A 12,722-nucleotide genomic window follows, 5' to 3' on the forward strand; every position below is an offset into this window, starting at 1 on the left:
TGCGAAGGGAAGAGACCTTTGGCATAGAGGAAGTTTTCCATATCGATCCAGAGGAACCCGGGGTCGTTGGCCCCCCACTGAGACGCGCTGGCCGAAGATATGACCGTCGGTTTCAAATGGAGGGTCGTAAGAGCGGAATAAACACAGATGTTGAGTGCCGGAAAGGATCCTGAGAAGCTGACGGCCACATCGTCCCCATCCTTCACGTGCGCCTCTTTGAGTAGATGGACCATGACCGCTGCGAAATTAGGATTCGCAGAAGTTTGCTTGGATTCAAGAATGCCCGTGTCGCTCGTCACGGAAGAGGCAAAGGCCCCGATGAGCCCCGATCCTGCTGGATCCGTCTCGGGATCGATAGCAATCCCCCGGTCCAGACGTTCCTCTTTTATGAGCTGCATGGCCTCAAGCGCGAGCTTTGAGGCTTCTATTTTCTCGCGGTAATAGGGCCTTTTCGTAAGAGTTTGAAAATGTTCTACGGCGATGATGCCTGAGAGGGAGAAGAGGGCAACGATGATGAAGGCGAAAAGCGGTGTGCTTTGAGGTCTCCAGTAGATCCTTGTCATGTCTCGATCCCCGCGCCGAAGATGAGAACGAGAATGAGGCGCACGATTGCAGAGGCGATGATGAGAGAGCAGAAGGACTCCACCACACCCCTGCGGTCGAGCCACGTGGCGATGAGACCCGGAATGATAAAGCCGATCACTTGATACTCAAGGGCCTCACTTCCCAGCGCATCACCCGCAATAAGTCTGGCGCCCATACCGGTGAGATACCCTGCGAGGATCATCATGACCGTTCTGCGCCTGCCGAAAATAATCACGGTAGATCCGATAGCCTTTACGGCGCCAAAGGCAACAAATCCGCACGCGAGCGTCACGGCCACACTCAGCGGGTCGGTAAGACGAAGGGCAAGATACCCCGGTACAACGAGTCCCGCACCGCCTATGCCGAGCGCCTCGGAGAGAAAGATGTTTACGCAAAGACCGATGCCGATTGAAACGGGAAGCAGTTCAATCATGATACCCCCTTGTGTACGGTATCCTTCAGGCTGCCGCGGTTATGAAAGAAACGGACAAGGCTCAAACCCTGTCCCTTTGCATTGCCCATGCCCACGACGAGCGCGGAGGCGCCCGATAATTCTATGATCGTTTCGAATATGTCACTGTCACTCTCATGCTCCGCAAAAAGGAGTTTCTTTGCCGGCAGGCCCTCCGCAATGGCAGCCCTGGCCAGAAAATTTGTGCCGGTGCCTATGAGCAGGTAATGGTCGGCCGACTTCCATTTCGTGAGGATCTTTCCGAGTTGCTCAGAACGGTTGGGCCTGTCGGACCTCAAGTTCAATATGATAATTCGCTTTTCCACGTCGGGAAATTTTGCGAGCGCGATATTCCAGAGCTGTTCTGTAGACTCCGGATCGTTGGCAGCAAAGGCATTCACGAAATTGATCGTGCGCCCGAAGAACCTGATGTGAGCGATCGTCATCACACCGGGATCGGGAGGGGCCTTCCACATGCCTTGTAATGCCGTTTGGCGCTCTATTCCGAGGTCAGCGCAGACCGTCAGAGACAGCGCAACATTCTCCCTGTGTTCTACGTACGAGAAACCCTCCATTTCGCTATCAGTAATGGCGGTCACATCTTGAGCGGTTGTTTCAATCAAGCCGGTGTCGCGGTCCTCCGCAGCACCTTTGAATACAGACAGGTACTTCCTTTCTGCCGTAAACAGTTTGGCCTGAACAGGCGTGGACCCGGCAAGCGCGTGAGCCACGTCTTCTTCGGAGGGGCCCATCACGTCGAGATGGTCGGCACGGGCATTGGTGATGACCCCATGGGTAGATCGCATGAATACGGACTCGCAGAACCACTGGAGGCCGGGTTGCAGAGCCATGCATTCGACCACCACGGCCTGTGCGCGAAGACTAGCCGCTCTCGAGATGATACGCACCTGTTCTATAATATTCGCCCCGCCTGGCCTAAATACGGCGTATTCCGTCGCGTCAGGCATGATCATACGGGCAAGTGTTCCCGTGGTTTTCGCGCAGGTAACAATCCCCGCTTCGCGGAGCCCGCCTGCTATAAGCCGAACCACGCTCGATTTTCCTCTGGTGCCGTTTACATGAATGCGGATCGGTATCTTTGAAAGGTTTCGTCTGTGCCATACTCCTTCGCAGATGCCGATGAGCGTGAGCAGGAGGAACAGCATAAGAAAGATATGGCCATCGGTCATTATATGGTTTGTCCGTCTTGGGAAAATATAAGCACGTGCACTTTGGAAGACAATGTCATCCGGTTAAAGGCCTGGCCCTGCGTGGTCGCTCCTACAGGGCGTCTATAGCATTGTGCCGCTAACCCATTGCCCTTGTTACGAAACATCATTATGATTTATAAGCCTCTGAATATATGGTATAATGGGCGGAGGATGGACAAGACAGGTTTTATAAGAGAACCGGCGGTGAGCGGCACGTTTTATCCGGATGAGCCGGTGAGATTAAGAAGACAGATCGAGGGTTACCTTGAGGACGCAACGGTGCCCGCTATTGATGTCGAGGTTTTAGGGCTCGTTTCGCCACATGCTGGCTATGTGTACTCGGGTCCCGTTGCAGCTTACGGTTTTAAAATGATCGCTGGGAGACAATACGACACGGCGGTCATTATCGCCCCGAGCCACCGCGTATATTTTGAGGGGGTTGCCCTCTGGGACCGCGGGGGTTTCAGGACATCGCTCGGTACCGTGGATATCGATGAAGAAGCCGCAAAAGAGGTGTTGAGACCAGGCGGTATTATCCAGGCGAACATGAGGCCTCACCAGGAGGAACACTCGCTGGAGGTTCAGCTACCTTTTCTCCAATCAGTGCTCGGCGATTTCAGACTTATCCCGCTCATCATGGGAAACCAGGACGCGAGCACATGTGCTAATCTCGCCCAGTCGCTTTTTGTCGTCATGCAAAAGAGTAAGAAGAAGTTCCTCATAGTGGGGAGCACTGATCTTTCCCATTATTATCCCTATGCCCAAGCCAAGAAACTCGATACAATTATCGTTAGCCGTCTCGATGCCTTTGACATAATGGGGATGATAGAAGACATAAGCGGGAACAGGGCCGAGGCCTGCGGCGCCGGCCCCATGGTCACGACGATGATGCTCTGTGAAAAGCTGGGCGCTGACCGTGGCATGTCACTCAAATACGCGAATTCAGGAGATACATCCGGGGACAAAAGCGGAGTGGTCGGTTACGTTTCAGCCGTTTTCTACCGCGAAGGGCAGGAGGAGGTCGCATGAAGCTTTCTCCTGAGGAGAAAGAACAGCTCAAGGGTCTTGCCCGAGAGAGTATAGAGAGCGTGCTCTTTGGCAAGAACAGAACGGATTTTCAGCCCACGGGCCTGATGCGGGAGAAGTGCGGGGCCTTTGTGACCATAAAAAATAAAGAAGATCTCAGAGGATGTATCGGCTATATAAAGGGCTTTTTGCCACTCCACGAGACCATAAGAGAGATGGCCGTGCAGGCTGCATTCCATGATCCGCGATTTGACCCCTTGCGAGCGGAGGAGTGGAAGGACATAGATATTGAAATATCGGTGCTGACGCCCATGAAGAAGATCAAGGACGTCCATGAGATAGAGGTGGGTGTACACGGTCTGTATATCGAGAAAGGATACTATTCCGGTCTTCTTTTGCCCCAGGTGGCGGGAGAATATCATTGGGACAGGATAGCCTTCCTGGAACATACCTGTTACAAAGCGGGTCTGCCTAAGGATGCCTGGAAGTCCAAAGATGCGGAGGTTTACATATTTTCCGCGGAGGTTTTTTAATCGGAGAACACGGCACCCATGAAAGTTTCCAAAGTGAAAGGCCAAGGAGAGCGCATGATTGAAAAAAAGATGACCATTGAAGAGGTGGTAAAAAAGTACCCCGCTACTATCAGGGTGTTTGAAGAATTCGGTCTTGGCTGTGTGGGATGCCAGGCGGCCCTTTTCGAAAACATTCAGCAGGGTGCGGAGATCCACGGGATCGACGTCGAAGCCCTTATTGAGAGTCTGAACGGTATCATTCTGAAGGTCTCCGATCCGTGCCGGTGACGGGCGGATATATCTTAGCTACTCTCACGTGAGCCGCATAATCTGATATGAAGCAACTGCGCGCTGTTATCCTCGCCGCCGGTATGTCAAGAAGGCTCGGGTTTAACAAGCTCAGCCTCAAAATCAATGGAGAGTCGGTGATCAGAATGGCTACACTCCCCTTTTTGTCCGCGGGAATCGAGAAGGTCTGCGTGGTCACCGGTATGCAGACTGAGGAGATTGAGAAAGAGTTGAAAGGATCATATGTGGAGTTTGTGCAGAACCGGGATCATATACTTGGCATGGCCACATCGGTTGTTGCCGCCATTCCTTTTATGGAGGGTGCGAAAGGGGTTTTTTTTCATCTCGGCGACAAGCCCTTCGTAGAAAAGGATATGGTGCTCCGCATGATCGACACGTATGGCGAGAACAAGGAGAAGATCATAGTGCCCCTGTTTAAAGGCATGAAAGGTCATCCCGTGCTCATGGATGTGAGACGCTACAGAAGAGAAATTGCCTTGCTTACCGGTGACCAAGGCCTTAGAAACATAATAGAAAAAAACAGTCAAGATGTGTTATTTATAGAAGGTAATCAAGGCTCTCTCTTTGATATCGATACGGTGGAGGATATAGTGAGCCTGGAAGAAAGAGGGTACGTCATTGAAAAAAGTCAGCATTGAAAAGGCGTTGGGCAAGGTCCTTGCGCATGATATCACTGAGATTATCCCTGGAAAAAAGAAGGATGTGGCGTTTCAAAAAGGCATAATCATCGGCCCCAATGATATGGAGAAGCTCTTAAATCTTGGCAAAAGGCACCTTTACGTGTTTGATGGCGAGGTAAAAGGGGTACACGAGGACGAAGCGAGTACGCGGATTGCCCGATCGGTCATGAACGACAACATGGAACTTCTGCCGCCAAAGGAAGGCAAGGTTTCGATTGTGAGCACCGTCAAAGGCCTCTTCTATGTGAACGAAAAGCGTCTCTATGAGATGAACAGGATCAAGAACGTGCTCTTGAGCACAATCCCCAATCGTTATCCGGTCAATCCCGGGGATGTGGTGGCCGCTGCCAAGATTATCCCCCTGTACATTCACGAGAGAGAGCTGAAACGGGTAGAGAAGGTATCTGAGAAGGGCCTCATAAGGATCAGTCCCTTTCGCCATTTCAACGTCGGTCTCGTTATTACCGGCAGCGAGATTTTCGATGGAAGGATTGAGGACGGCTCCGATGCTGTTGAGAAAAAGATAGAAGGATTCGGGTTGAGCGTTATTGACAAAAGAATCGTTACCGACGATGTGTCCATGATCCGCGCTGCCGTCCTGTCACAATTGGCCATGGGAGCGGACATAGTGGTGACCACTGCGGGCCTTTCCGTGGACCCCGATGACGTGACAAAGGAAGGTGTAGAAGCTACCGGGGCCAAAACCCTTTTCTACGGCACCCCGGTGTTTCCCGGGGCCATGTTTCTTGTGGCCCGTCTTAACGGCAAATACATACTGGGCGCCCCGGCCTGCGTCTATTATAACTACAATACGGTTATGGATATTATTTTGCCCCGTATAATGGCAGGAGAAGAGATACACGCCAAGGATATGATAAAGCTCTCCTACGGAGGGCTCTGCCTCCATTGTCCGGTGTGCCACTATCCTGCCTGTTTTTTTGGAAAGGGACCGTGATGGGTGAAGTGGTATCGGGCATTGCGCCATCCGGGGCAAATGACGGCAGCAGGAACACCGTGCGAAACGGGAAAGTCCACCTCGGAGAACTGATAATTGTGATTAAGGGCGCGGGCGAAATGGCCACAGGGATTGCCCATGGCTTGTACCAAGCGGGTATGAAGAAGATTATCATGACGGAAATCCCTGAGCCACTCTCGGTAAGAAGATTTGTTTCTTTCTGTGAGGCGGTCTATGAGGGCGCCATGGAAGTGGAGCGTGTCAGGGCTCTTCGAATAGAAAGTGCAGACGAGGCGGAATCCGTGTGGGCCCGAGAAAGGATTGCAGTTTTCGTTGATCCCCGGTGCCTCTGCGCTGAAACGCTGCACCCGCACGTTCTCATCGACGCGAGAATGGTCAAACGGGAGCGTACTGTCATGAGAAGTGGCGGAGCCTCCTTTACTATCGGTGTGGGTCCGGGTTTTAGGGTGCCCGACCACGTCGACGCGGTAATTGAGAGCAATCGAGGACATAATCTGGGCAGGGTCATATACGACGGTGAGGCCGAGCCTTATACAGGGATTCCGGGCGCCATGATGGGTCATACCGCGGAAAGGGTCCTTCGTTCACCCGTCGCAGGCAGAGTAAAGCACGTGAGACACCTGGGCGATGCCGTAAACAAAGGAGACGTAGTGCTCAAGGTGAACAGTACGCCTCTTTATGCTGCTATCGACGGAATTCTCCGAGGACTCATCCGTGAGATTCACGTGGCGGATAATGAGAAGGTCGGCGACATTGATCCGAGAGCACAGACGGAGTACTGTCGTACGATTTCGGAAAAAGCGAGAGCCATAGGGGGCGGTGTGCTCCAAGCGATCATGCATAGATTCAATTGATATTGCTTAAGTGCGGCAGCAACTTTCAAGGGAAGGCCAGGGCGAAACTCATATTAACGACGGTTAAAAGGGATTTGTATGTCACTCTACGAAACTGTTGAAGGTTATCTCAAAGAGAAAAAAGCGGGCATCATGGCAACGGTCATAGCACGGTCCGGGTCCGCGCCGCGCGACGCCGGCGCAAAGATGTTCATCGGCCAAGATGGACGATTGTGGGGTACTATAGGCGGCGGTCGTTTGGAATACAGCGCCTGTGAGGAAGCGCGCGCCATGATGGGGGCGAATCGTCCGAAAATACTCAGTATCCGGATGGACGCGACAGAGGTGGCCTCGCAGGGAATGATCTGTGGCGGGAACGTTGAGGTGCTGCTTGAGCCGGTCCTCGAAAGGCATCTCAGCCTCTATCACCGGCTCGATCATCTCGAAAAGGAAGGCAGGAGCTCGGTCCTGATAACGCGGTTTGATGAAGGAACGTTTGTAAAAACCCTTCTCGAGGAAGACCGGAAGGTAAGCGGCGACGGATTGTCCGAGGCTCATGCTGAGTCGTTTGCGAGGTATTTCAGAGAAACACGATTGTCGGTGTCCGATGGAGCTATTATCGAGCCGATCCATGCCCCGGTTGTGCTCTACGTCTTCGGGGGAGGCCATGTTTCGCAGTTCATCGCACGGGCGGCCAAAATGGTGGGTTTCTACGTGGTGATTATCGATGATCGCAAGGAATTCGCAGACAGTCAGAGGTTTCCTGACGCCGACGAGATCAGAGTGGCAGACTTTGAGAAAATCTTCGAGGATCTGCAATTTACCGGAAAAGAGTTTGTGGTCATTGTGACGAGAGGCCACCAATATGATGCACACGTGCTCAAGGAAACACTCAGGAGAGATACGAGATACGTGGGTATGATTGGAAGCAGACGAAAGGTAAAGATGGTCCTCGATTACATGAAACAATGCGGTTTCGATGATGAACGCATATCCGCGGTTTACGCTCCCATCGGTCTTTCCATCCACGCGGAAACACCCGAAGAAATCGCCATCAGCATCGTCGCCGAACTCATTAAAGTAAGAAGAGAATCGTAACTGAATGAAAGAAGAGATTTCCCTCTACCAGGAACCTGATCTCGCAGATACGGACAAGAGCGCGGAGAGCTCACTTCCCACCCCCTTCGACCCGCTCAGAAAGTATCTCAGCGAAGTGTCGAGATACCCCGTTCTTTCAAAGGATGAGGAGTTCCTGGTGGCGAAAAAGGTCTTTGAAAGAAACGACAAGGAAGCGGCGCAGAAACTTGTCATGTCGAACCTCAAACTCGTGGTCAAGATTTCTCTTGAGTATTACAATACCTACCTCAACATTCTCGATCTTATCCAGGAAGGAAATGTGGGCCTGCTTCACGCGGTGAAGAAGTACAACCCCTACAAAGGGACCAAATTCTCCACCTATGCCTCTTTCTGGATAAGGGCTTATATTCTCAAGTACATCATGGACTCGTGGAGTCTCGTAAAGGTGGGCACCACGCAAAGCCAGAGAAAACTCTTCTATGGTCTGAACAAAGAAAAGCGAAAACTCGAGGCTCTTGGCATTTTTCCGGCGCCTAAACTCCTCGCAGGAAATCTGGATGTGAAAGAGGAGGAGGTTGAGGAGATGCAGAGGAGGCTGGCATACACGGACGTCTCACTGGAAACGCCTATCCATAGCGAGAGCGACGACACCATTATGGATCTGATGAAGACCGGAGAAAACGTTGAAGAAATAGTGGCCGACAAAGAAAAGGATGAGATCATCGTGTCAAGGGTGAAAGATTTTAAGGAGACCCTGAGCGATAAAGAGCTCTACGTTTTTGAACACCGTATCCTGTCCGAAGAGCCGCTCACTCTTCAAGAGATTGGCGACCATTTTGGGATTTCACGGGAGAGGGCGCGTCAGATCGAGAACAAGGTTCTCAAGAAATTTAAGGATCGGTTTAGAGCAGAATTCAAGGATTTCAGCTTCTCGTAAAATCCTGACCATGACATACGCCGCCATTGATATCGGTACGAATACCATTCTCATGCTCATTGCCCGTGCGACAGATACGATTGAAGAGATAGAGGACGTATCGTCGATAACACGACTGGGCGAAGGGCTCAAAAGGAACGGATACCTGTTGGATGCGGCCATTAACCGGTCCGTCGAGGTAGTCATGCGTTACGCCGGTATTGCCAAATCCTATGACGTGGACAAGGTTTTCTGCGTGGGCACGAGCGCCTTGAGAGAAGCGGCAAACAGCGGGCGGTTTCTTAAAAGGGTGCAGGACGCATGCGGCATATCGGTTCAAATAATAAGCGGCGATGAGGAGGCCTATTACACATACCTGGCCGTGATGACCGACGGGCTCATTGGGGGTCACGATCTATTCGTTGTTGATATCGGTGGTGGCAGCACCGAGATGATTGCGGGCGACAGAGAGCATCTCGCGGACTTACTTTCGCTCCCGATTGGGACTGTGAAGCTAACCGAAATGTTTGTCAAGACCGATCCGCCCGAAGAACGTGAAATCGAATCCACGAGGACCCATATTAGGACATTGCTTACGAAGCCATTGGCGAAGGGCAATGAACTGGTATGTGTGGGCACGGGAGGAACCATAACGACTCTTGGCGCAGTCATGCTTGGACTTGGATCTTTCGATAAGGAAAGAATTCACGGATTAGCTTTGTCTCTCAATGATGTGAGAGACATTATATTAAGACTGAAAGCCATGGACAGACAAGAGAGGGTAAAAGTACCTGGGATAGAGACGGGCAGAGAAGACGTCATCACGCAAGGGGCTATTCTTCTTGAGGAGATCATGGCCTATCATTCATTCGCCGGGTGTGTGATCAGCACAAAGGGCGTGCGCCACGGGGTGATGCTCTGCGGGGCCGGCCTTGCACCTGACGCTTCTGATATTCTGCAGGCAAAAAGACTGCAAATGTAGGCCAGTGGCCGTGTTGGGAAGCAAGAAAAGATTTTTGTAGACGTTGTGAGACTTTTTGTGGTAGAAACACATATCATAGCAAAAACCATTAGGGGTGACATCGGAGTTAATATTCTGTAGTCCGTAGTGTTCGTTGCACGAAAACTTCTCATGTGTGTTCCTCTTTGCAGTCCTGGTATAAGCCTTTTCGTGCTCCAAGGGTACACCATAGTTTATGGAAAATAGAGAAAAACAGTTTCTCGAGCAACTGCAATTGTTCAAGGTACTCCTCGACAATATGCCCGACCCTGTTTACTACAAGGACGTAAACGGATTTTATCTCGGTTACAATAAGGCGTTTCAGGCCTGTTTCGGCAGGGGCAACGAGAACTACGTGGGGAAAACCGTCTTTGATCTCCCCATTAACGGCGAGGAAGCCATTCGACAGCAGAGAATGGATATGAAGCTTATCAAGTCTCCTGGCAGCGAGACCTGCGAGACCACGATCACCTATCCGGACGGATCGGTACGCCAGGCGATTGAGAAGAAAGCGACCTTCTACACGTCAGACGGGTCTGTGGGCGGCATCGTAGGGATTATCACAGATGTCACGGAACTGAAGCGGGCGCAGGAACTCGTAAGAGACAGCGAGGCGAGATTCAAGGATCTGTCTCAGGCCTCCCATGAAGCAATCATGTTTATAGAGAAAGGGATCATCATCAACGCTAATGGCAGAACCTATGAAATGTTCGGATACGATAGCGAAGAAGAAATCATCAGGCGAAACGCCCTGGACTTGATCGCTCCTGAAGCGCGAACCACGGTTAAAGAAAGAATCACCCTCCAGAACGAAGAAAAGCATGAAACGCTCGGGCTCAAGAAGAATGGGGACATCTTTCCGATCGAGGTGCGCCCCCGAGAAACCAATCTCAGGGGCAGGCAGATCAGGATCTCAGTGATCCGGGATCTCACAGAACAGAAGAAACTGGAGGAAGAGGTGCTCATGGCAAAGAACCTCCAGTCCGTGGGCACGCTCGCCGGCGGTGTGGCACACGATTTCAACAACCTTTTGATGGCTATTGTGGGCAACATTTCCCTGGCTAAAATGAACGCGTTAGAGAACAGAAAAGCGATAGAGTTTCTGACCGAGGCTGAGCGCATAGCCTTTCTGGGGAAGAACCTTACCCAGCAGCTTCTGATTTTTTCCCGGGGCGGCGATCCCGTGAGGAAAATAGTTCTCGTCGATGAGCTGGTAAAGGACACCATAGATAAAGCTCTCAGAGGGTCTTTAATCAGACCGAATTACACGGTTGCCGAGGGACTCCTTTCTGTGGAAGTCGATGAAGACCAGATCAGGCAGGTGATCCAGAACCTCGTTGTGAATGCCAAAGAGGCCATGCCGTCCGGCGGGATGATCGCGGTCGAGTGCAAGAATGCAAGCATCACCCCGCACGATAAGCTTCCCCTTATCAAAGAGGACCATGTGTGCATATCGATTCGCGACGAGGGCGCCGGTATTTCCGAGGAAAATCTGCCAAAGATTTTCGATCCCTATTTTACTACCAAAGAGATGGGGTCGCAGAAAGGCGTGGGACTCGGTCTTGCCATAAGCTATTCCATAATCAAGAAACATAACGGCCATATCGATGTTGAATCAACACCGAACAAAGGAACGCTATTCCAGATCTATCTGCCGGCGAGCAAGAAGGAAGCTGCGGATACCCGCATCGAGAGCAGGGTAGTTCGGCACGGCAAAGGACGGGTCCTGGTTATGGACGATGAAGAGATGATCCTGAGCATCGCCAAGGAGTTGCTCCAGCATCTGGGTTACGAAGTTGTGGCGGCGCAGAACGGCGAGGAGGCAATCGGATTCTACAGACAGGCCAGAGAGTTAAAGAAGCCTTTTGATGTGGTGATCCTCGATCTGGCGATTCCTGACAGTATGGGCGGCAAAGAGGTCATGCAGGAGCTGATTGCCCTTGATCCCCGGGCAAAAGGCATCATATCGAGCGGGTACCTGAACGATCCTATCATAAAGGATTTTAAAAACTATGGTTTCCTCGACGTGCTGACCAAACCTTACGATGCAAATGAGCTTGATGAAAAACTCCAGAACATCATACGAAGAGACGACGGACAACTACCCTACGGAGCCGGTTCCGAAACCACAGGCAAGAGACCTCGCGTTGTAAAATAGCTGTGTCGTGGCGCATTTCGTTATCGGTAAGTATTATATACAATCCGATTCCCATCAGAGCGCATCTCGATGAACCCGTTTAGGTCTGTCCGCAAAACGGGAATCGATAATAGCCGGTACCTTTCGAGCGCCTCAAGGGAGGGCAGGCCTGTTATGCCTTTGCCCACGCTCAGCACAGCGATAGATGGTTTTACGGCCCTTAAGAAATCAAGGCTGCTCGAATATTTGCTTCCGTGATGCGGCACTTTTAACACATCTGCCCGTATCGGGACGCCCTTTAGCATGAGCAGCTGCTCCTCAATCACACTTTCCATGTCGCCGGTGCACAGAAAGCTACTTTTGCCATAGACAATCTTGAGAACGATGGACCTGTTATTAAGATCGTCGAGAGAAAGGTATGGCGCCGGGTTAAACACCATAACCTCCATGCCGTTCTTGAATAAGAAACGATCACCTCTTTTCCACACTTCAGGGTGCAAGCCTTTTCTCTGAATCGTTTCAACTATCCTGTTATATACAGACTCCTGAGAAACGTAGGTGCCGGTAACAAAGTGCTTGACCCCGAAATTGTTGACGATATAGAGAAGCCCACCCGCGTGATCACCGTGCGGATGAGTGTTGATGACATAGTCGAGCGTGAGTATCTTTTTCGAGAGAAGGATAGGTGTGAGCACTGATCTGCCCACATCAAAATCGCCCCCGCGGAGGCCTCCACCGTCGATGATTAGACGCATGCCGTGAGGCGCCTCGACGAGAATGGCATCCCCGAGTCCAACGTCGATGAAGCTCAAGGAGATAGTGTCATTGTAGAACCTTTCTTTGATGAGGCTCATAGAATACAGCGAAATGGCGGGCAGGAGAATAAGAATAAGGGCGAACCGGACGAGCCTTACTCGCAAGAAAAAAAGACTGGGGATTAACACGAAATAGCAGATGGTTTCGAAGAGATTGGGCCGTACGATTGGGTAGAGATACCCCATGTCAAGGG

General features: G+C 51.4%; 14 protein-coding genes. 10 read left to right on the plus strand and 4 right to left on the minus strand.

What is annotated here, in order from left to right; genetic code table 11:
• The 3 genes from pgsW to pgsB all read right to left on the minus strand — a co-directional run.
• Positions 1-563: poly-gamma-glutamate system protein (gene pgsW / locus VMT62_05765; GenBank protein ID HVN95915.1), on the minus strand; the 563-nt coding region annotated here is incomplete at its 3' end.
• Entirely contained in the window at positions 560-1,018 is a 459-nt protein-coding gene (gene pgsC / locus VMT62_05770; GenBank protein HVN95916.1) for a poly-gamma-glutamate biosynthesis protein PgsC, read from the minus strand. The genes pgsC and pgsW, both read right to left, overlap by 4 nt.
• Entirely contained in the window at positions 1,015-2,226 is a 1,212-nt protein-coding gene (gene pgsB / locus VMT62_05775) for a poly-gamma-glutamate synthase PgsB (protein HVN95917.1), read from the minus strand. Before pgsB ends, pgsC begins: the two co-directional genes overlap by 4 nt.
• A gap of 192 nt (positions 2,227-2,418) precedes the next feature.
• Here pgsB and amrB point away from each other — a divergent pair, with 192 nt between their 5' ends.
• The 10 genes from amrB to VMT62_05825 all read left to right on the plus strand — a co-directional run bounded on the left by amrB (position 2,419) and on the right by VMT62_05825 (position 11,734).
• A complete protein-coding gene (gene amrB / locus VMT62_05780; GenBank protein HVN95918.1) occupies positions 2,419-3,276 on the plus strand; it encodes an AmmeMemoRadiSam system protein B in 858 nt (285 codons plus the stop codon).
• Positions 3,273-3,806, plus strand: a complete 534-nt coding sequence (gene amrA, locus VMT62_05785) for an AmmeMemoRadiSam system protein A (GenBank protein HVN95919.1) — start codon at positions 3,273-3,275, stop codon at positions 3,804-3,806. The genes amrB and amrA overlap by 4 nt, the downstream gene beginning before the upstream one ends.
• 54 nt (positions 3,807-3,860) lie before the next feature.
• Positions 3,861-4,073: a DUF1858 domain-containing protein gene (locus VMT62_05790; protein HVN95920.1), complete on the plus strand. Its 213-nt coding sequence runs from the start codon at positions 3,861-3,863 to the stop codon at positions 4,071-4,073.
• A 47-nt stretch (positions 4,074-4,120) separates the two neighbouring features.
• Positions 4,121-4,732, plus strand: a complete 612-nt coding sequence (locus VMT62_05795) for a nucleotidyltransferase family protein (protein HVN95921.1) — start codon at positions 4,121-4,123, stop codon at positions 4,730-4,732.
• A complete protein-coding gene (locus tag VMT62_05800; protein HVN95922.1) occupies positions 4,713-5,729 on the plus strand; it encodes a molybdopterin-binding protein in 1,017 nt (338 codons plus the stop codon). Before VMT62_05795 ends, VMT62_05800 begins: the two co-directional genes overlap by 20 nt.
• A complete protein-coding gene (gene yqeB, locus VMT62_05805; protein HVN95923.1) occupies positions 5,729-6,604 on the plus strand; it encodes a selenium-dependent molybdenum cofactor biosynthesis protein YqeB in 876 nt (291 codons plus the stop codon). Before VMT62_05800 ends, yqeB begins: the two co-directional genes overlap by 1 nt.
• Before the next feature lie 78 nt (positions 6,605-6,682).
• A complete protein-coding gene (locus VMT62_05810; protein ID HVN95924.1) occupies positions 6,683-7,681 on the plus strand; it encodes an XdhC/CoxI family protein in 999 nt (332 codons plus the stop codon).
• Positions 7,682-7,685: 4 nt separating this feature from the next.
• Positions 7,686-8,597, plus strand: a complete 912-nt coding sequence (locus VMT62_05815) for an RNA polymerase factor sigma-32 (GenBank protein ID HVN95925.1) — start codon at positions 7,686-7,688, stop codon at positions 8,595-8,597.
• A 10-nt stretch (positions 8,598-8,607) separates the two neighbouring features.
• Positions 8,608-9,558, plus strand: coding sequence for a hypothetical protein (locus VMT62_05820; protein ID HVN95926.1), 951 nt, complete (start codon positions 8,608-8,610; stop codon positions 9,556-9,558).
• A gap of 214 nt (positions 9,559-9,772) precedes the next feature.
• Positions 9,773-11,734, plus strand: coding sequence for a PAS domain S-box protein (locus tag VMT62_05825; protein ID HVN95927.1), 1,962 nt, complete (start codon positions 9,773-9,775; stop codon positions 11,732-11,734).
• 20 nt (positions 11,735-11,754) lie between these two features.
• Here the strand turns inward: VMT62_05825 and VMT62_05830 are convergent.
• Positions 11,755-12,722 (minus strand): ComEC/Rec2 family competence protein (locus VMT62_05830; GenBank protein HVN95928.1); only part of this gene is annotated, 968 nt, incomplete at its 5' end.

The organism is Syntrophorhabdaceae bacterium (assembly GCA_035541755.1).
In the GTDB taxonomy this organism is placed as follows: Bacteria; Desulfobacterota; Syntrophorhabdia; order Syntrophorhabdales; family Syntrophorhabdaceae; genus PNOF01.